Here is a 19,579-nt window from a genome sequence, read left to right on the forward strand (position 1 = left end):
CGGTCAGCACTCCCACTCGACGCGGCTGAACAGGTAGCCCTTGCCCCACACCGTCTTGATCTTGCGCGCTTCGCCGGCGTTATCGTCAAACTTGCGCCGCAGCTTGGAGATGGCCACGTCTACCGAACGGTCAGTGCCGTTGAACTCGATACCGCGCAGCTGCTGCAAGATGCGGTCGCGATTCAGCACTTCTCCGGCATTGCGCGCCAGTACCACCAGCAGGTTGTATTCGCCGCTGGACAACTCCACCTCTTCGCCGCGCCAGCTGACCGTGCGCTCGGCCAGGTCGATGCGCAGGCCTCCAATCAGGATCAGGTCGTTATCCAGCCGCGGCTCGTTGACGCTGCTGCGCCGCAGCAGCGTGCGCACGCGGGCCAGCAGCACGCGCGGCTCGCAGGGTTTGGTCACATAGTCGTCGGCGCCCATTTCCAGGCCCAGTACCTGATCATGGCTGTCGTCGCGGGCGGTGAGCATCAGGATCGGCAGGTTCTGCGACTCCTGGCGCAGCAGGCGGCACAGTTGCAAACCATCGATACCCGGCAGCATCAGGTCAAGGATGACCAGGTCGGGCTTTTGCCGACGATATTCGTCCAGCACATGGTCGCCCCGGGCGATCACCTGGACATGGAAGTCGTTGCGTTGCAGGTAGCTGGCGATCAGCTCGGACAGGGCGCTGTCGTCTTCGACCAGGAAAATATTCGGCATAGGTGCTTGGGATCTAGGTTGTGGTAGACCTCACTGGTCTTTTCGCGGGCTTGCCCGCTCCCACAGGGGCCGCACAGCGTCTGAAACCTGTGCAATACCTGTGGGAGCGGGCAAGCCCGCGAAGAGGCCAGTACAGGTATGCGCAGAATATAGAACCCAACCGCTCGAAAGGATTGTTCTTCACACTTTTTCACACTCGCCCTACAGGTATTAACAGCCGCACGGGCTACACCTGCCGTACCATTGCCCCGGTCATCATCGGAAGATCCGTATGCCTACTACCCTCCCCCCACGCCTGCGCCCTGTGGCGCTCATGGCGTTTCTGAGCCTGTCCCTGGCCGGCTGTGGCGACAGCGCCGAGCAAGACGAGCAAGCCCCCACCCCGCAAGTGCGGGTAGAAACCCTGCAACTGCAGCCACTGGCCATCAGCAGCGAACTCAGCGGCCGCATCCTGGCGCCGCGCACCGCCGAAGTGCGCGCGCGTGTCGCGGGTGTGGTACTCAAGCGGGTGTATCGTGAAGGCAGTGACGTCAAGCAGGGCGATGTACTGTTCCTGATCGACCCGGCGCCGTTCAAGGCCGACCATGACAGCGCCCGCGCCACCCTGGCCAAGGCCAAGGCCACCCTGTACCAGGCACGTCTGCAGGAGCAGCGCTACCGCGAGCTGGTCGACGACAAGGCCGTCAGCCGCCAGGAATACGACAACGCCCAGGCCAGCTTCCTGCAAGCCGACGCCGAAGTGGCCGCCGCCAAGGCGGCCCTGGAGCGTGCCCGCCTGGACCTTGGCTACGCCACCGTGACAGCGCCCATTTCTGGCCGCATCGGCCGTGCCCAGGTCACGGAAGGCGCACTGGTCGGCCAGAACGAGACCACCCCGCTGGCGACCATCCAGCAGTTGGACCCGATCCACGCCGACGTCACCCAGTCTACCCGCGAGCTCAATGCCCTGCGCCGCGCCTTGCGCGCAGGCGAATTGCAGCAGGTGGGCGACGGCCAGGCCCGCGCCACGCTGATCCAGGACGACGGCAGCGCCTATCCGCTGCCAGGCAAGCTGCTGTTCTCCGACATCAGCGTCGATCCCACGACCAACCAGATCACCCTGCGCAGCGAGTTCCCCAACCCGGACCTCGACCTGTTGCCCGGCAGCTACGTGCGTGTGCGCCTGGAACAGGCCGTGCAACCCAAGGGCCTGAGCGTGCCGCAGCGCGCCATCCTGCGCGACAGCGCCGGTGTCCCCAAAGTGCTGGTGGTCGACCAGCAGGCCCGCGTCAGCGACCGCCAGGTAGTGCTCGGCAGCGCCCAAGGCGACCGCTGGATTGTCAGCGAGGGCCTGGCCGCTGGCGAGCGGGTGGTGGTCGAGGGCCTGCAGCATGTCAAGGCCGGTGACCACGTGCAGGTTGAAACACCCCCCGGCGTAGCACCCATCGCTCAGCATACCGGCCAGTGAGGGCCTGATTCATGCCGCAATTCTTCATCGACCGCCCGGTATTCGCCTGGGTGGTCGCGCTGTTCATTCTGCTGGCCGGGGCGCTGGCCATTCCGCAGCTGCCCGTGGCCCAGTACCCCAATGTGGCGCCGCCGCAGGTGGAAATCTACGCCGTGTACCCCGGCGCTTCTGCGGCGACCATGGACGAAAGCGTGGTGAGCCTGATCGAGCAGGAACTCAACGGCGCCGACAACCTGCTGTACTTCGAATCGCAGAGCAGCCTGGGCAGCGCCACCATCACCGCCACCTTCGCCCCGGGTACCCACCCGGACCTGGCCCAGGTCGACGTGCAGAACCGCCTGAAGGTGGTCGAGTCGCGCCTGCCGCGGCCGGTCACCCAACAGGGCCTGCAGGTGGAGAAAGTGTCCACCGGTTTCCTGCTGCTGGGCACCCTCACCTCCGAAGACGGCAAGCTCGACGAGACCGCACTGTCGGATATTCTGGCGCGCAACGTGATGGACGAAATCCGCCGCCTCAAGGGCGTGGGCAAAGCCCAGCTGTACGGCTCGGAGCGCGCCATGCGCGTCTGGATCGACCCCGGCAAGCTGATCGGCTTCAACCTCACGCCCAACGACGTGGCCGAGGCCATCGCGGCGCAGAACGCCCAGGTGGCGCCTGGCAGTATCGGCGACCTGCCCAGCCGCGACACCCAGGAAATCACCGCCAACGTGGTGGTCAAGGGCCAGCTGAGCACCCCCGAAGAATTTGCCGCCATTGTCCTGCGCGCCAACCTGGATGGCTCCACGGTCACCGTCGGTGATGTCGCCCGGGTCGAGATCGGCGCTCAGGAATACCAGTACGGCACACGGCTGAACGGCAAGCCGGCCACTGCGTTCAGCGTGCAGCTCTCGCCGGGTGCCAACGCCATGGAAACCGCCACCCTGGTGCGGGCGAAAATGCAGGACCTGGCGCGTTACTTCCCGGAAGGCGTCAAGTACGACATCCCTTATGACACCTCGCCGTTCGTCAAGGTGTCGATCGAGCAGGTCATTACCACCCTGTTCGAAGCCATGTTGCTGGTGTTCGCGGTGATGTTCCTGTTCCTGCAGAACCTGCGCTACACCCTGATCCCCACCCTGGTGCTGCCGGTGGCGCTGATGGGCACCTTCGCGGTCATGCTGGCCATGGGCTTCTCGGTCAACGTGCTGACCCTGTTCGGCATGGTGCTGGCCATCGGCATTCTGGTCGACGATGCCATCGTGGTGGTGGAAAACGTCGAGCGCATCATGGCCGAGGAAGGCCTGCCGCCCAAAGAAGCCACCCGCAAGGCCATGGGCCAGATCAGCGGAGCGATCGTCGGCATCACCCTGGTGCTGGTGGCGGTGTTCCTGCCAATGGCCTTCATGCAAGGCTCGGTGGGGGTGATCTACCAGCAGTTCTCGCTGTCGATGGCGGTGTCGATCCTGTTCTCGGCATTCCTGGCCCTCAGCCTCACCCCGGCATTGTGCGCCACGCTGCTTAAACCGGTGGCCAAGGGTGAGCACCATGAACGCAAGGGCTTCTTCGGCTGGTTCAACCGCCGTTTTGAAAACCTGAGCAACGGCTATCAGCGCTGGGTGGTACAGGCGCTCAAGCGCAGCGGCCGCTACCTGCTGCTGTACGCGGTACTACTGGCGGTGCTGGGCTATGGCTTCAGCCAGTTGCCCACGGCGTTCTTGCCCACCGAAGACCAGGGCTACACCATCACCGACATCCAGCTGCCACCAGGGGCCAGCCGCATGCGCACTGAACAGGTGGCTGCGCAAATCGAGGCACACAACGCCGAAGAACCCGGCGTAGGCAACACCACCGTGATCCTCGGCTTCAGCTTCTCCGGTAGCGGGCAAAACGCGGCACTGACCTTCACAACCCTCAAAGACTGGTCCGAGCGCGGTGCCGACGACAGCGCCCAGTCGATTGCCGACCGTGCCAGCGCGGCCTTCTCCCAGCTCAAGGACGCCGTGGCGTTTTCGGTCCTGCCGCCGCCTATCGACGGCCTGGGCGAGTCGACCGGCTTCGAGTTCCGCCTGCAGGACCGTGGCGGTATGGGCCACGCTGCGCTGATGGCTGCCCGCGACACGCTGCTGGCCAATGCGGGCAACAGCAAGGTACTGACCAACGTGCGCGAAGCGTCGCTGGCCGAAAGCCCGCAAGTGCAGCTGGAAATCGACCGCCGCCAGGCCAATGCCCTGGGGGTGTCGTTTGCCGATATCGGCTCGGTGCTGGACGTGGCGGTGGGCTCCAGCTACGTCAACGACTTCCCCAACCAAGGCCGCATGCAGCGGGTGGTGGTGCAGGCCGAGGGCGACCAGCGCAGCCAGGTCGAAGATTTGCTGAAAATCCACGTGCGCAACAACAGCGGCAAGATGGTGCCACTGGGCGCATTCGTGCAGGCCAGGTGGGTCAGCGGCCCGGTGCAGTTGACCCGCTACAACGGCTACCCGGCGGTGTCGATCTCCGGTGAGCCGGCAGCCGGCCACAGTTCGGGCGAAGCCATGGCCGAAATCGAACGCCTGGTGGCTCAGCTGCCGCCCGGCGCCGGCCTGGAGTGGACCGGCCTGTCGCTGCAAGAGCGCTTGTCCGGCAGCCAGGCACCGATGCTGATGGCATTGTCGTTACTGATCGTGTTCCTGTGCCTGGCAGCGCTGTACGAAAGCTGGTCGATCCCGACTGCCGTGCTGCTGGTGGTACCGCTCGGCATGCTCGGTGCAGTGCTGGCCGTGACCCTGCGCGGCATGCCCAACGACGTGTTCTTCAAGGTTGGCCTGATTACCCTGATCGGCCTGTCGGCAAAGAACGCCATCCTGATCATCGAGTTCGCCAAGCACCTGGTCGACCAGGGCATGGACGCCGCAGACGCCGCCGTGCAGGCCGCCCGCCTGCGCCTGCGGCCGATCGTGATGACCTCGCTGGCGTTCATCCTCGGCGTGGTACCCCTGGCCATCGCCAGCGGGGCCAGTTCGGCCAGCCAGCAAGCTATTGGTACCGGGGTGATTGGCGGCATGCTGAGCGCCACGTTGGCGGTGGTGTTCGTGCCGGTGTTCTTCGTGGTGGTGATGCGCCTTGCGGGACGGCGTCAGGCGCGTGACGCCAACGCACAAGGCGGGGTCAGCGAAAGCTGACTGGACAAGCCCCGTGTGAAATGGGAGGGTTCCCGGCAGTGACTGCCCGGAGCCCTTTTTCATGCCTGATGCACTGCCCCCCTGCTCCATCCTCATTCTCGCCGGCGGCCGTGGCCAACGCATGGGCGGCCGTGACAAAGGCCTGGTCGCGTGGCAGGGCGAACCGCTTGTTGCGCATGTACAGCGGGTGGTGCGACCGCTAAGCGATGACCTGGTGATTTCCTGCAACCGTAACCAGGAGGCTTACCGTATGTACGCTGACCAGCTGGTGGGCGATGCCGAAGCGGACTTCCCCGGGCCGTTGGCGGGGGTGATTGCCGGGCTCAAGGTGGCACGGCATGAGTGGATGGTGGTACTGGCCTGCGATGCACCACGGGTTGACCGCGATTTGATCGAGGCGCTGTTAAGGCTGGCGGTGGCCAGTGACAGTGCGGCAATGGTACGTCAGGGTGGGTTTTGGCAGCCCATGTTCAGCGTGCTACCACGGCGGTTACTGCCAATGCTGGAGCAGGCCTGGGCGACGGGAGAGCGGAGTTTGCAGAAGGCCTTGCTGCGCGAGGCGGTGCAGGGGTTGGAGTGTGCCGATGATGATCGCCGGTTGAGCAACTTCAACAGCCCGGAACTATTGCAAGGCTAAGCACATGGCGCGGTCATTGAGCGGCCTTGTGCCGCGAAAGGGCTGCGAAGCGGCCCCGGGATTTCAGCTGTGATGCATAAATTGCTGGGGCCGCTGTGCGGCCCTTTCGCGGCACAAGGCCGCTCCTACAAAGGTCCGCGTAGCTGAGGGGTGATGGTTATCGGGAGGACAACTCCTCGACACTGATCTCGCGCATCCTGAACTTCTGCACCTTGCCGGTCACCGTCATCGGGAACTCGTCGACAAAGCGGAAGTACCGAGGCACCTTGAAGTGCGCAATCCGCGCCCTCGCCCACTCACGCAGCGCGTCTTCACTGGCGGTATGCCCCGGGTGCAGGCGCACCCAGGCCACGATCTCTTCGCCGTACTTGCTGCACGGCACGCCAATCACTTGCACATCCGCCACCGCCGGGTGGGTGAAGAAGAACTCTTCCAGCTCGCGCGGGTAGATGTTCTCACCGCCGCGAATGATCATGTCCTTGCTGCGCCCCACGATACGCACATAGCCCTGTTCATCCATTACCGCCAGGTCCCCGGTGTGCATCCAGCCGTCTTCATCGATGCTCTCGGCCGTGGCCTTGGGGTTGTTCCAGTAGCCAAGCATTACGCTGTAGCCGCGGGTGCACAGTTCGCCTATCTCCCCACGCGGTACGGTATTGCCGTCGGCGTCCAGCACTTTGTTCTCCAGCCGTGGCTGCGTACGGCCGACACTGGTCACCCGGCGTTCCAGGTCATCGTCGGGCCCGGTCTGCAGCGACACCGGGCTGGTCTCGGTCATGCCATAAGCAATCTGCACCTCGGCCATGTGCATTTCGCCGATCACCCGGCGCATCACCTCGATCGGGCAGGTGGCGCCGGCCATGATCCCGGTGCGCAGGCTCGACAGGTCGAACTCCCTGCGTTGCGGGTGGTCCAGCTCGGCAATGAACATGGTCGGCACGCCATACAACGCGGTAGCCTTTTCCTCGGCCACCGCACGCAGCGTGGCCAGCGGGTCGAAGGCATCGCTGGGGTAGATCAGGGTGCTGCCGTGGGTCATGCAGCCAAGGTTGGCCATGACCATGCCGAAACAGTGATACAGCGGCACCGGCACCACCAGCCTGTCGTGCTCGGTCAGGCCCAGGCTTTCACCAACCATGTAGCCGTTGTTGAGGATATTGCTGTGGCTGAGGGTGGCGCCCTTGGGAAAACCGGTTGTGCCGGAGGTGTACTGGATGTTGATCGGGTCGTCGCAGCGCAGCTGCGCCTGGCGTTCGACCAAGGCCTGGCAGCTGACGGACTCGGCACGCGCCTGCAAGGCGTGCCAAGCCAGAAAGCCCGGTGGTGGCGAGGCAGCCAGGCTGACCACGCCGCGTAACTCGGGGAAGCGCTCGCAGGTCAGCGCGCCCGGTTGGCTGCTGGCCAGGCCAGGGACCAGGCCCTGCAGCATCGCATGGTAATCGGAAGTCTTGAACGCGTCGGCACAGATCACCCAGCGGCAGCCGGCCTGGCCGAGGGCGTAGTCCAGTTCGCTGAAGCGATAGGCCGGGTTGATGTTGACCAGGATCGCGCCGACCTTGGCGCTGGCGAACTGGGTGATGCACCACTCGGCGCAGTTGGGTGCCCAGATACCCAGCCGGTCACCGGGTTGCACGCCCAGTGCCATCAGCGCGCGGGCGTGCTGGTCGACGGCCTCGGCCAGTTGCTGCCAGGTGTAGCGCAGGGCCTGGTGGCGCACCACCAGCGCCTCGCGGTCGGGAAAGCGGGCGACGGTGGCGTCGAAGGCATCGCCAATGCATTGGGTAAGCAGGGCTTTGTCTGGATTGCCCTGGGAGTAGCTTGGCTGGGGCATGGGCACTCTCTTGTTGTTTTTGTGGGGGCTGGGGCGGCCTCTTCGCAGCACAAGGCTGCTCCTACACGGGAACGCGGTGTCCTGTAGGAGCAGCCTTGTGCTGCGAAGCGGCCAGTAAATCCACCCTGGCTCTAGCGGATGAACACCTGTGGCGTAGTGGTGGACATGTCGCCACCCGGCAATTTGATGTTCTTCACCTTTTCCAGCGTATCCGGGTTGAACACCGCCAGGTCATTGAAGGTGCCGCCCAGGTACAGCTTGTCGCCCTTCTTGTCGAAGGTGACGCAGTAGTAAGTGTGCTCAAGGTTAGCCGCCTTGATCAGCTTGCGCTGCTTGATGTCGTACTTGGCCAGGCGGTTGAGCACGCCGTAGATCTGGTTCGGGTCCTTGGGCGAACGCAGGCCGGTGAAGTACAGCTCGGTCAGGTCGGCAAATTCCTGGGTGTGGCTCTTGCCGGTCTTCAGGTCGACACTCAGGTAGCCATACAGCGGCTCGGCCGTGGCCGGGTCCTGTTTGTCGTCCTTGAACCTGGCAATGGTATACAGCATGGTGAACTCGTGACGCGGGCTCTGGTGCGGCCAGAAGTACAGCACGTCCGGGGCGCTGTAGCCTTTGCGGTTCCAGTTGCGCAGCGGCAAGGCCACCGTGTACTTGCCGGTTTTCACATCCATCTTGTAGATGTCCGGCCCTGCGACAAACAGGCTGCCATCATCGGCGGCACGCATCAGGTACACCTGGCGCGGCATCGGGAAGGTGCGCACCGGCTTGGCCTGCAGCCCATCAGTGGTGCTGAACACCTCCAGCCGCGGCGGCTTGACCACGTAGTGGTCATTCAGCATCTGGGTCGGGTTGACCGTGGCGTACACCTCCTTGCCATCGGGGCTGATGGCAAACGAGTACATCGACCGGCCCACTTCTCCCGCCACGCTGGACAGGTTGGCCCGGAAGGTATTCTTGCAGGTGTCCAGGTCGATGCCGTAGATGTCGCCGTAATGGTTGTTGAGCACGTAGGCAGTTCGGTTGTCCGGCGCCATCATCGCGGTGCCAGGGCCGAACTTGTCGGGCATCTGGCAGCTTTTGTACACCGTGTCACTGGCCACATCGACCACATGCAGGTTGTTCGGGTAGTTGGTCACGATCATGTATTCGTGGCCAGCCTTCAGCGCAGGCCCGGTGTCGTCAGCCTGAGCCAGCCCGGCGCAGGCCGTGGCGGCGAGGGTGAGCGCGAGTTGCGCGCAGCGTCCAGCTTTCATGCGGTTTCCCCTTGTCATTCTTGTTGGGCCGGTCACTTGTCTTTCGGGAACACGGTGCCGAGGTTGCGCCAGTCTTCCGCCGAGTTGGTCGCCTGGGCGTTCCAGTCCTGGTAGGTGCTCATCATGTCCGGCACCTGGGCCGGCCACCAGCAAGGGTCGGAGCAACCGTACAGGTCGGCCTCCATCGGCTGGCACAGCGAGCTCACGCCACCAAAGGCATCCACTTCCCAACCCGGGTCGGTGGTGGCCGTGCAGCCGGCCACCGCACTCATGGCCATGACTTCTTCGATGCGGTCTTCGGCAGCGGCCTGTTCAAGGATGCGCGCCTTGTTGTTCAGGGGCTTCAAGTGCTTCATGTCAGTGCGCCTTCCGCGGGGTGATGTAGCGGTCGATGAAGGCCGGGTTGGCGGCCATGATGCGGCTGTAGACTTCGATGCCGAAGTCGACCCAGTCGCGCATCAGTTCGCAGTAGTGGTAAGTCGGGTGCTGCGGGTCGCCGTAGCGGGCGTAGCTTTCGTGGTAGCAGCCGCCAGAGCACAGGTTGCGGATGCGGCAGCTTTCGCAGCCGGTGTTGCTGCGGTCCAGACGCTGCGACAGGAAGTCGTTCAGCTCCACTTGCTTGACGCCCTGGTGCACGTTGCCGAAGGTCGGCAGGCTGGAACCGGTGAAGCGGTGGCACAGGTTCAGCTCGCCTTCATGGTCCACTGCCAGCATTTTCAGCCCGGCACCGCATGGCAGGGCCTTCTTGTGGCCCTCGTGGATGTCGGTGATCAGCTGGTGCAGGTTGGAAAAACCGATATTGCGGTGTTCCAGCGCGGCGTCCAGGTAGCGGCGCCCCAGCGCCTTCATGTTGGCGAAGACCTCAACCAGTTCTTCGCCGGTAAGGTTGAAGTCCGCCATGTCGCCGGAAGTGACCGGGGCAAAGCCGACTTCGGCAAAGCCCATTTCGTTGAACAGATGGTTCCAGATCGTCTCGATATCGGTGATGCCGCGGGTCAAGGTCACCCGCGCCCCCACCGGCCGACTGTTGTAACGCGACAGCAGCATGTCGGCCTTGCGCCGCACGACGTCATAGGTGCCCTGCCCGCCCACCGTGATGCGGTTGCGGTCGTGCACGGTCTTGGGGCCGTCGATGCTGATCGACAGGCCGAACCGATGGGCGTTGAGCCAATCGACAATCTCTTCGGTCAGCAACGTGGCATTGGTGGTCATGATGAATTCCACCTGCTTGCCCGCCTCGGCGAAACGCCGCTCGCAGTAGCCCACCATGTGTTCGATCAGTGGCCGGTTGGACAAGGGCTCGCCACCGAAGAACACCACGCTGTAGCGCTCCTCGTCAGGCGATTCCTTGAGCAGCATTTCCACCGAAGCTTCGGCGGTGGCGGTGCTCATCTTCTTGCCGGCAGATGGCTTGTCCAGGTCTTCCTTGTAGCAATAGGTGCAGCTGAGGTTGCAGCCAGTGTTGACGTTGAGCACCACGGTATTCAGCGCGGTGCGCTCGACCCGCTTGACGCCGATTTCCGCGGTCAGCGGCGAGCCGTCGCTGACCAGCTCCAGGGCGATCAGCTCGCGCAGGGTGTCCTGGATATCGTTGCCGGCAAACTGCTGGCCCAGGCGCTGCATCAGCTCTTCGGCCGAACAGCCTTGCTGGCGCAAGGTGTCGATGATGCCCCCGGTCACCGCGTCGGCGGTGAACAGCGAACTGCTGGGGATGTGGAACAGCATGCGGTCGGCATCTACCTGCACTTCATGCAGGTTGCGTTCGACCAGGTTCAGTAGTGCGCCCATGGCGACCTCCCGGTAATCGATCCGTTGGAAAACCGTTGCACCCTGCCGTTACGGCAGCGGTGGGTTGTTCCAGCGCTGAACGGTGACGATCATGTGCCCTTCGCCCGTCTGGCCACCGTCGGCCAGCGTGGCGATGACCTTCAGGTTGCCCGCGTTGTTGGTCATCATCTTGCGTTCAGGGTTAGGGCCAGCGCCGCCTGGCACGAACACGCCATCGGCCTGCATCTGCCCGGCGAACTTGACGTCTTCGTCCTCGACCGCACGTTCATTGAATGGCTCGACCTTCCAGGTGGCCGGCAGATAGCCGATGCGCAGCGGCTGGCCACTGGCGTCCTTGCCCCAGGCTTCGGCCTCGAAGCGGCCCTGCACCTTGGGCACCGAAGCGCCGTTTTCACCGATGCGGGCAATGGAGAACGCCGGCACGACTTTCACTTCCTCGACCTTGTCGTACACCGCCAGGCTCACGCCCTTGAGCGCCCCCACCGCAACCTCGCGCTGGCCAGGCTTGGCGTCGGCTGCGGCGCGGGCCTTGACCCGTACCAGGGTCGGGGTCTGCTCCAGTACTTCGGTCACTTCCACCCCGGCACCCAGGTCAGGCTTGCCCTCCAAGCCGCTGCCCACCAGGGTGATCTCGCTTTCGCCACCCGCCTTGATGAAGGCCGGTTGCACCGCCAGCAGCCGCGCCTTGCCTTCCTTGGCAGCCGTGAAGTCCAGGCCACGCTCGTCGTGTTCGGCCTCGAACATGCGGCCTTTCATTTCGCCATCCAGCGCCGCGAATACCTGACGCAGGTGGGTGTCGCCAACCTTGACGTTGCCGCGCCATTCATAGCCGTTGTACAGGATCGCCGAGCCGCTACCGTTGAAAGGTGTACCGTCGGCATAGGCGCCTTTGACCTCGACCTTGAAGGTGTCGCCCTCCCCGGCCGAAACGCTCATCACACCGCGCACATCGCCCTTGGCCAGCATATGGCCGCTGAACGCCCACTGCCCCGGCAGCACGTCGGCCTTCGGCTTTGCCTGCTGCCATTCAGCCCAGGCCGGGTTGTCCAGCGGGTAGCGCTTGGCAAGTTCCGGCACCACCTGTTGCAGGGCAATCGGCAGCCAGTCGCGGTCCCGCGCCTGGGCCTGGTATTCGAGGGACGGCCACTGGCCAAGGTGGAAGTTGACCAGGTGCTCCCACTCCTTGGCCGGGCGGCGCTGCAAGGCGACGCGAGCCCCAGAGTGGCAACGGCCACAGGTTTCGCTGAGCTGGGTGTCGAAATGCTCGACCGTGTTCAGCCGGCGCTCCATGGCGTAGCGCACGCCATCGGTTTCGCTGGGCGCCAGGCCCTGCTTGTCGGCCAGGTACTTGACCAGCGTGCGACGGTCGTCGTCGCTGATCTGCAGGCCGTGCATCACCTGCATGCGGGCGATACTCATCAGCCAGCCTTCTGGCGTTTTACGCTGGTGGCTGATGCGGCTGTAGGTATCGTTGCCTTCGGGGATATGGCACCCCATGCACTTTTTCTGCAACAGGCTCGGGCCCTGCTCGGCCGCCATGGCCTGGGTGCTCAGCAGCGCGGCGGCGACCAGCGCCAGTTTGCCCGCATGCCGCCGGAGTCGAGTCGTCTTCAAGGTCAGACCTCCACGGTTGTTGTTCTTATCGTTTTTCGCACGCTTTGGTACAGCAGGTGTGCATGTGACAGAGGTGATACAGGAACTGTGCCAGTTGCAGTAAACGCGTGGCCTTTCAACCCCTTAGGCAGTTTGCTGGGGTTGGCCAGCAGCAAGGATGGCCAATTGCAGCGTGCCATTTCGCGACAGGGTGTTTCATCCTGAGACAGGGGCCTGCCATGCAGGCCTTCGCGGGCATGCCCGCTCCCACAGGTTAACCATTGCCTTGAAGACCTGCGCTGTACCTGCAGGCACTGGCTTGCCGGCGATTGGCCCTTGAAACCATTGTTTCACCACGGTCTCACACCGTCTCAATGTGCAACAGCGCACGCCTGTAATCCGAACCTTGCATCACGGCAAAACCCAGTCAACTCAATGCCTTGCTGGCATCTGCCCACCTTGGCACGCCCATTGCGCCAGTGCCCTTCACACCCAATGACAAGAGGCACAGCCCCATGCTTTGTGAACTGCCCATCCTGCCCGCCACCCGCGCCTTTCTCGAACGCAAACTGAAGATGCGCATCGGCGCCGACTGGCAGGATGCCGCCAGCGGTCGCACCCTGTCGTTCCGCAACCCGGCCACCGGCGAAGTGCTGGGTGAAGTGCCCGCCGCCGACGCCGAGGATGTCGACCGCGCCGTGCGCGCGGCACGCCAGGCCTTCGACGATTCGCCGTGGAGCCGCCTGCGCCCACGCGAGCGTCAGAACCTGCTGTGGCGCCTGGCCGACCTGATGGAGCGCGACGCTCGCCAGCTGGCCGAACTGGAATGCCTGAACAACGGCAAGAGCGCCGCGGTAGCGCAGGTGATGGACGTGCAACTGGCCATCGACTTTCTGCGCTACATGGCCGGCTGGGCTACCAAGATCGAGGGTAGCACCGTCGAAGCCTCCATGCCGCTGATGCCTAACGACCAGTTCCACGGCTTCGTGCGCCGTGAGGCGGTCGGCGTGGTCGGTGCCATCGTCGCCTGGAACTTCCCGCTGCTGCTGGCCTGCTGGAAGCTTGGTCCGGCCCTGGCCACCGGCTGTACCCTCGTGCTAAAGCCCGCAGACGAAACCCCACTGAGTGTGCTGAAGCTGGCGGAACTGGTAGACGAAGCCGGCTACCCGGCAGGCGTATTCAACGTGGTCACCGGCACCGGCCTGAATGCCGGCGCAGCCCTCAGCCGCCATCCCGGCGTAGACAAGCTGACCTTCACCGGCTCTACCGAGGTCGGCAAGCTGATCGGCAAGGCGGCCATGGACAACATGACCCGCGTCACCCTGGAGCTGGGCGGCAAGTCGCCGACCATCGTGATGCCGGACGCCAACCTGCAGGAAGCCGCTGCCGGCGCTGCCACGGCGATCTTCTTCAACCAGGGCCAGGTGTGCTGCGCGGGTTCGCGGCTGTACGTGCACCGCAAGCACTTTGACAACGTGGTGGCCGACATCGCCGGCATCGCCAACGGCATGAAGCTGGGCAACGGGCTGGACCCGGCCGTGCAGATGGGGCCGTTGATTTCGGCCAAGCAGCAGGACCGCGTCACCGGCTATATCGAACTTGGTCGCGAGCTGGGTGCGACCATTGCCTGTGGCGGCGAAGGCTTTGGGCCGGGCTACTTCGTCAAACCAACAGTGATCGTCGATGTCGACCAGCGCCACCGCCTGGTGCAGGAAGAAATCTTCGGGCCTGTGCTGGTAGCGATGCCATTCGACGATATCGACCAAGTGATCGGCATGGCCAACGACAACCCCTACGGCCTGGGTGCGAGCATCTGGTCCAACGACCTGGCTGCTGTGCACCGCATGATCCCGCGTATCAAGTCGGGGTCAGTGTGGGTCAACTGCCACAGCGCGCTGGACCCGGCGCTGCCGTTTGGTGGCTACAAGCTGTCTGGCGTGGGTCGTGAGATGGGCGCAGCGGCCATCGAGCACTACACCGAGCTGAAGTCGGTGTTGATCAAGCTCTGATCTTCTGCCTGTACCGGCCTCTTCGCAGCACAAGGCTGCGCCTACAAGCGCACCCGTTCCCTGTAGGCGCAGCCTTGTGCTGCGAAGAGGCCACCCCAGGCAACCCAAAACAACAACAAAAAACCATGGAGCACCCCATGAGGCACTCACTCGCCTGCACGTTGGCCCTGCTGCTCGCCGCACCCGCCAGCCAGGCCCACGCGCTGTCCAACCAGAACGGCACCACCCTCAACGCCGACCTCGAAGCCCTGTTCGGCGCCTTCCACAGCGACGAAAGCTTCAATCAGGCCGGCAACCGCCAACCAGGCAGCACCGCCTGGCAAGAGGGTTACGTCAAGTACGGCCTCAGCGCCAGCCAGGCTTTGGCCGATAGCGGCACCCTCTACGGCGCCTTCAACCTGCTAAGTTCCGCCACCTGGGGCGATGGCGACGCCGCCGGCCTGACCTTGGGCGATGAGCGCCGCACCGCCATCGAAGACCTGTACCTGGGCTGGCGCTCGGCCAACCTGTTCCCGGCCCTGGGCGAAGACGGGGTAGACATCTCCGGTGGCCGCCAGGTGGTGACATTGGGTGACGGCTTCCTGATCCAGGGCGACCCGGTGAACCTGGGCAAGGCCGACCTGGGCGCCAACTTCGACCGCGGTGGTGCCTACTACCTGGCCGCACGCAAAGCCTTCGACCGCACCGCCGTGCTGCGCCTGGGCGGCAAACAGGGTTGGCGCGGTGACCTGATGTGGCTGAAGTCCGATAACCATTACCAGGCCGACACCTCCCTTGCGGTAGCCAACCTGGAACACGTCACCGATGCCGGCACGGTGGGTTTGAGCTGGATCCGCGGCCTGGACGTGGACCAGCGTTACGCACAGATCATGGGCCTGCAACACCGCGACGGCATGGACACCGCCAGCCTGCGCGGGCGGGGCAACCTAGGCGTGAAAGACCTGGAGCTGGCGGGCGAATACGTCACCCAGGACAAGACCGGCGGGCGCGAGAATGCCTGGTACCTGGAGGGCAACTGGACCTTCTCCGAGCTACCATGGACCGCCACCGCCACCTACCGCTACAGCCGCTTCTCGGAAGGCTTCGACCCACTGTTCTACGGCCTGAGCCGGGGCTATGGCACCTGGTTCCAGGGTGAGGTGGCAGCCAACTATGCCGGGCCGTTCAACAAGAACAGCCAGGTGCACCACGTGGCGCTGAAAGGCAAGCCACGGGACAACCTGACCGTCGGCGCGCTGTACTTCGACTTCGATACGCTGGACACCGACCAGGGCAACCTCGGCGGACGGGAGCTGGACCTGTATGTCGAATGGATGGTCAACGACCATCTGCTGATCAGCCCGCTGGTGGGGTTCTACAAGCCTGAGCGCAGTGCGGCCAATGGCGGTACGCAGCTGGGTGGGACGGACACCGGGACCTATATGCAACTGGTGGTCGGGACCTTCTTCTGATTCAAGATTCTGGGGCTGCTTTGCAGCCCCGGCAATCTCAAGCCAAGCCCTGCTCCATCAGCCACCGCCGCACCATCCTCTGCTGTTCACCCGCAAGCCCCGACAACACGGCCTCAACAGGCCGGCCACTACGTATTTCCCGCAGTACAGGCGCCAACTCCACGCCCTGCAAATGCCACACCCCCAACGGCTGATCCGGCGTTACCACCACCTCGGCCGCCTCCACCAGACCGTCCAGCAGCACCGGCCGCCGCTCAACCCGTACGGCCTGCCGGTCAGCCGCCTGATGCAGTGGCTGCGCATCCGGCCAGCTTTGGCGCCTGGCCCAGAACGAGTGCCCCGCCCGCTCCTGCTCCTGCCCGTAGAAATCCCGCCCGATACGGGCAAAGCGCAAGAACAGCTGCTCGACCCGCTGCTGGTGAAACTGGCACGCCAACTCGGCCCGTTCAGGCCTGCGCAGCAACGTATTGATTACCACCGGTGCTTGTAACGCCGAAGACAGCGACTGGAAGATCCCATTGCCCGACAGCGGGTCAACCGCCATCGCCGCATCACCCACCCGTATCCAGTCCTGCCCGACACATTCGCCCGCCAAAATCGCCGTACTGCTGCGCGCATGCACCTGTACTGGCGCCCGCGCCCTCTCATCGAACAGCTCGGCCACCAGCGTGCTGCTGGCACGCCGCGCCGCGCAGTAATCTGCCAATCCGAGCTTGCCCGGCAGCCCACCGGCGTCCAGGGTGGCTTGCCAGTAGCAGCGGCCATCTTCCAGGCGGGCCATCCAGGCCCAGCCATCCTCCAGGCTTTCCACTGCCGACGCAGGCGCCCCAGGGCTACCCTGCCAGACGTTGAGCAGGCTGACCGTTTCCGGCCCGCGCAGGCGGTCCGCAGCCAGCGGTGCCTGACGCCCTCGAGCCTCGACGAGAAAATCAGCGATCAGGACTTGCCCATCATCCAGACGGACTTGATGATTGCCCTCATGCGTGACCTCGCGCACCCGCCCCTCAACCACGCTTACACCTGCACGCTGAAGGTCGTCGCGCAGCGCCCGGTCAAACCGTTGCCGATCCAGCAAAAATTCCTGGTTCATTTGCAGGTGCTGGCCGTTCCAGTGCACCTGCCGGGTGGCCGGCATGGCTGCCTGGCTCAAGGCGCCGCCCAGGCCTGCGTGGCGCAAGCCCTCCAATACCCGCACAGAAACACCTTCGACCGCGGCGAACCGGCGCCACTGCGACACCACAGTGACCGCATAGCCCAGGCGCCGCAAGCCGATGGCCGTGGCGGCCCCCGCAGGGCCGGCGCCCAGTACCACAATGCGCGATTCAGTCATGGCTGGCACCTCGTCGCTCCGGGCCGGTGAATGCGGCATTGCTGCGCAACCAGTCGTGCACCCGCTGACAGTTCATACCCGGCTCCTCACGCATCAGCGCCGCGATCCTGCCGCTCAAGGCTGCACAGCCCAAACTCGCGCCTGCCCTGCTACCAGCCCCGACGTAACCGCCAAAGTCCGCCTGCCGGGTGCCAAGCCAGGACCACTGGCCGGGCGCGCAACGGGCATCACCGGTAACCCGGAGCACCCCGGGGTAGCTGGCCGGGTACACCGGCCCACCCTGTGCCGGGCTGGATGCACACAACAGCACACCCGCAGCCAAGGCCTCAGCGCAAGCCTGGTGCAGTACAGGCCGGTCCTGCTGCAAGCCGAGGCTGAGGTTGACCAGCGTTGCCCCCGACTCCACCAGCCACAGCAGTGCGGCCGCCACCTGCAAGGCACTGGTGCTGGCCTGATCGCTGAACACCTGCGCCACCAGCAACGGCACGGGGCCAGCTTCGCGTCGCAGGCCTGCAAGTACTGCACTGCCATGCCCTAGCAGGTCGGGCAGCCTCTCGCCTTCACGCAGCTGGCCGTCTTCCAGCCAGAAACGCCGGGAGCCAAGCAAACCGCTGGCCTGCTCCGGCGAGCAGCCACTGTCGATGATGCCAACGCGCACGTCAGTGGCCATGTTTGACCGCCTCCTGCGCCAGCGCCTGTAGCTGGCCATCATGCAGTTGCAAGTGCAGGTCGGCATCGGCCAGTGTCGACGCACGGTGGCTGATCAGGATCCGCGTGCGGCCGACGAACAATTGGTCAATGGCCGCGATCACCTCGCGCTCGGTGGCTTCGTCCACCGCCGAGGTGGCCTCGTCCAGCACCAGAATCGCCGGGGCCTGCAGCACTGCGCGGGCAATGGCAATGCGTTGCTTTTGCCCGCCAGACAACTGCTGGCCACGCTCGCCCAACAGGCCGTCCAGGCCCAACGGCAGGCTTTCGACCAGGCTATCCAGTCGCGCCAGGCGCACTACGCGCTCCAGTTCTGCACGGCTGGCTTCGGGCACACCGTAGGCCAGGTTTTGCGCCAGGGTGCCACGGAACAGCACGATGTCCTGGCTGACCACCGCGATGCGTCGACGCAGCGCAGCCAGGTCCAGGTCGCGCAAGTCGATGCCATCCAGCAGGATACGCCCGGCGTCCGGGTCATAAAAACGTTGCAGCAGGTCGATCAGGGTCGACTTACCCACCCCCGAAGCCCCCCTGATGGCCACCTTGAGCCCGCCCGGCACGCACACCTGCACATTGCTCAGCACGGCGCCCTGGCGCCCTTCATGGGCAAAGCTCAGCGCCTCCAGGCGCAATTCGCCAGGCCCGTCGGGCATGGGCTGCGGGTGGGCGGCCGGGCGCACGGCCACGGCCTCGCGCTTGAGCTCCATCACCCGCCCCAGGCTCACCGCCATGCGCTGCACCGCCACGTACAGGCCAAGCAGGCTCTGCACCGGGCCGACTGCCATGCCCATGTAGGTGGAAAAGGCGATCAGCGCGCCCAATTGCCAGGTCCCCTGAATCACCCACCAGCCGCCAACCAGAAACGCGCAAGCGCGGCACCAGGAGGTAAGCGTGCCGGGGATGGCCTGGGTGAAGAATTCGGTCACCTGCACTTTCAGCAGCTGACGCATGTAGCCCTGGCCAAGTGCGTCCAGGCGCCCTGCCTCGCGGCTTTGCTGGCCGGCCGCCTGGATGAACTTCATCGCCGGCAAGGTCTCGACCAAAAACGACGACACATCCGCCGAACGCTCGCGCAGGCTGCGCACCTCGCGCTCAACCTTGCGCCGCATCCAGCGCAGCCACAGCACCTCGATCGGCACCAGCAGCGCCAGCAACAGCGACAGCTGCCATGACAGCATCAGCATCAACGCCACCGCGCCCACCAGGCCAATGACGGCGGATACAGCCGAGAACAGCGAATCCACGGCAAAGCGCTGGATCTCTGCCACATCGCCATCCAGCCGCGAAAGAATGTCGCCCATGCGCCGCCGCCCATAGAACGTCGGCGACAACTGCTGCAGGTGCCGGTACAGGTCATCACGCAGGGCAAACAGGATGCGCCCCGACAACCGCGTGTGCAGGTAGCGGTTGACCCCGGCCAGCACCGTGCCCAACAGGCCCGCGCCGATCATGATCGCCGCCATGTGCCAGAGGGTCTGGTAATCCTTGGCCAGCAGCCCCTCGTCAATCAGCGTCTTGACCAGCCAGGGCTGTGCCAGCGCCAGCAGCGAGGCGCCCAGCGACAAGCCGAGCAACAGGCCGATGGCACGTTGATGAGGGCGCACGAAACCATACAGCCAGGCCAGCGCCTGGCGCATGAGTGCAGGGTCACTGGAGTCCACCAGCCTTGCGAACAAGGGGCCCATGC

At 64.7% G+C, this 19,579-nt stretch carries 14 protein-coding genes; 5 read left to right on the top strand and 9 right to left on the bottom strand.

Annotation, left to right across the window (positions count from 1 at the left end; translation table 11 throughout):
* Window positions 1–3: 3 nt before the first annotated feature.
* Window positions 4–705, bottom strand: coding sequence for a response regulator (locus tag AC07XM_RS03800; protein ID WP_016487321.1), 702 nt, complete (start codon window positions 703–705; stop codon window positions 4–6).
* A 271-nt stretch (window positions 706–976) separates the two neighbouring features.
* Here AC07XM_RS03800 and AC07XM_RS03805 point away from each other — a divergent pair, with 271 nt between their 5' ends.
* From AC07XM_RS03805 to mobA, 3 genes are all read left to right on the top strand, one after another.
* The gene (locus AC07XM_RS03805) at window positions 977–2,152 is read left to right on the top strand and encodes an efflux RND transporter periplasmic adaptor subunit (protein ID WP_102688811.1); all 1,176 of its coding nucleotides are present in this window, start codon (window positions 977–979) and stop codon (window positions 2,150–2,152) included.
* 11 nt (window positions 2,153–2,163) lie between these two features.
* A complete protein-coding gene (locus AC07XM_RS03810) occupies window positions 2,164–5,292 on the top strand; it encodes a multidrug efflux RND transporter permease subunit (RefSeq protein ID WP_102688810.1) in 3,129 nt (1,042 codons plus the stop codon).
* A gap of 61 nt (window positions 5,293–5,353) precedes the next feature.
* The gene (mobA, locus tag AC07XM_RS03815; protein WP_102688809.1) at window positions 5,354–5,929 is read left to right on the top strand and encodes a molybdenum cofactor guanylyltransferase MobA; all 576 of its coding nucleotides are present in this window, start codon (window positions 5,354–5,356) and stop codon (window positions 5,927–5,929) included.
* Between the two features lie 157 nt (window positions 5,930–6,086).
* Here mobA and AC07XM_RS03820 read toward each other — a convergent pair whose 3' ends face one another.
* From AC07XM_RS03820 to peaA, 5 genes are all read right to left on the bottom strand, one after another.
* A complete protein-coding gene (locus AC07XM_RS03820; protein ID WP_102688808.1) occupies window positions 6,087–7,760 on the bottom strand; it encodes a fatty acid CoA ligase family protein in 1,674 nt (557 codons plus the stop codon).
* Window positions 7,761–7,891: 131 nt separating this feature from the next.
* Window positions 7,892–9,013, bottom strand: a complete 1,122-nt coding sequence (peaD, locus tag AC07XM_RS03825; RefSeq protein WP_102688807.1) for a quinohemoprotein amine dehydrogenase subunit beta — start codon at window positions 9,011–9,013, stop codon at window positions 7,892–7,894.
* Window positions 9,014–9,045: 32 nt separating this feature from the next.
* Window positions 9,046–9,369, bottom strand: a complete 324-nt coding sequence (gene qhpC, locus AC07XM_RS03830; RefSeq protein WP_016487327.1) for a quinohemoprotein amine dehydrogenase subunit gamma — start codon at window positions 9,367–9,369, stop codon at window positions 9,046–9,048.
* A 1-nt stretch (window position 9,370) separates the two neighbouring features.
* Window positions 9,371–10,801, bottom strand: coding sequence for a quinohemoprotein amine dehydrogenase maturation protein (gene peaB / locus AC07XM_RS03835; protein WP_016487328.1), 1,431 nt, complete (start codon window positions 10,799–10,801; stop codon window positions 9,371–9,373).
* A 48-nt stretch (window positions 10,802–10,849) separates the two neighbouring features.
* Window positions 10,850–12,415, bottom strand: coding sequence for a quinohemoprotein amine dehydrogenase subunit alpha (gene peaA / locus AC07XM_RS03840; protein WP_102688806.1), 1,566 nt, complete (start codon window positions 12,413–12,415; stop codon window positions 10,850–10,852).
* 494 nt (window positions 12,416–12,909) lie between these two features.
* Between peaA and AC07XM_RS03845 the strand changes: the two genes are divergently transcribed.
* Together AC07XM_RS03845 and AC07XM_RS03850 are read left to right on the top strand one after the other, a co-directional pair.
* Window positions 12,910–14,403, top strand: a complete 1,494-nt coding sequence (locus AC07XM_RS03845) for an aldehyde dehydrogenase family protein (RefSeq protein ID WP_102688805.1) — start codon at window positions 12,910–12,912, stop codon at window positions 14,401–14,403.
* 137 nt (window positions 14,404–14,540) lie between these two features.
* On the top strand, window positions 14,541–15,854 hold the full coding sequence (locus AC07XM_RS03850; protein ID WP_102688804.1) for an alginate export family protein: 1,314 nt from the start codon (window positions 14,541–14,543) through the stop codon (window positions 15,852–15,854).
* Window positions 15,855–15,891: 37 nt separating this feature from the next.
* On the opposite strand, the gene qhpG is transcribed toward AC07XM_RS03850, so the two are convergent.
* From qhpG to AC07XM_RS03865, 3 genes are read right to left on the bottom strand one after another with little or no spacing between them, the layout of a single operon-like run.
* A complete protein-coding gene (qhpG, locus tag AC07XM_RS03855; protein WP_102688803.1) occupies window positions 15,892–17,184 on the bottom strand; it encodes a flavin-dependent monooxygenase QhpG in 1,293 nt (430 codons plus the stop codon).
* On the bottom strand, window positions 17,177–17,854 hold the full coding sequence (qhpE, locus tag AC07XM_RS03860; RefSeq protein WP_023047185.1) for a subtilisin-like serine protease QhpE: 678 nt from the start codon (window positions 17,852–17,854) through the stop codon (window positions 17,177–17,179). Before qhpE ends, qhpG begins: the two co-directional genes overlap by 8 nt.
* Window positions 17,844–19,577: an ABC transporter ATP-binding protein gene (locus AC07XM_RS03865; protein ID WP_102688802.1), complete on the bottom strand. Its 1,734-nt coding sequence runs from the start codon at window positions 19,575–19,577 to the stop codon at window positions 17,844–17,846. Before AC07XM_RS03865 ends, qhpE begins: the two co-directional genes overlap by 11 nt.
* Window positions 19,578–19,579 lie beyond the last annotated feature (2 nt).

Source organism: Pseudomonas sp. GW460-LB5 (genome assembly GCF_059423245.1).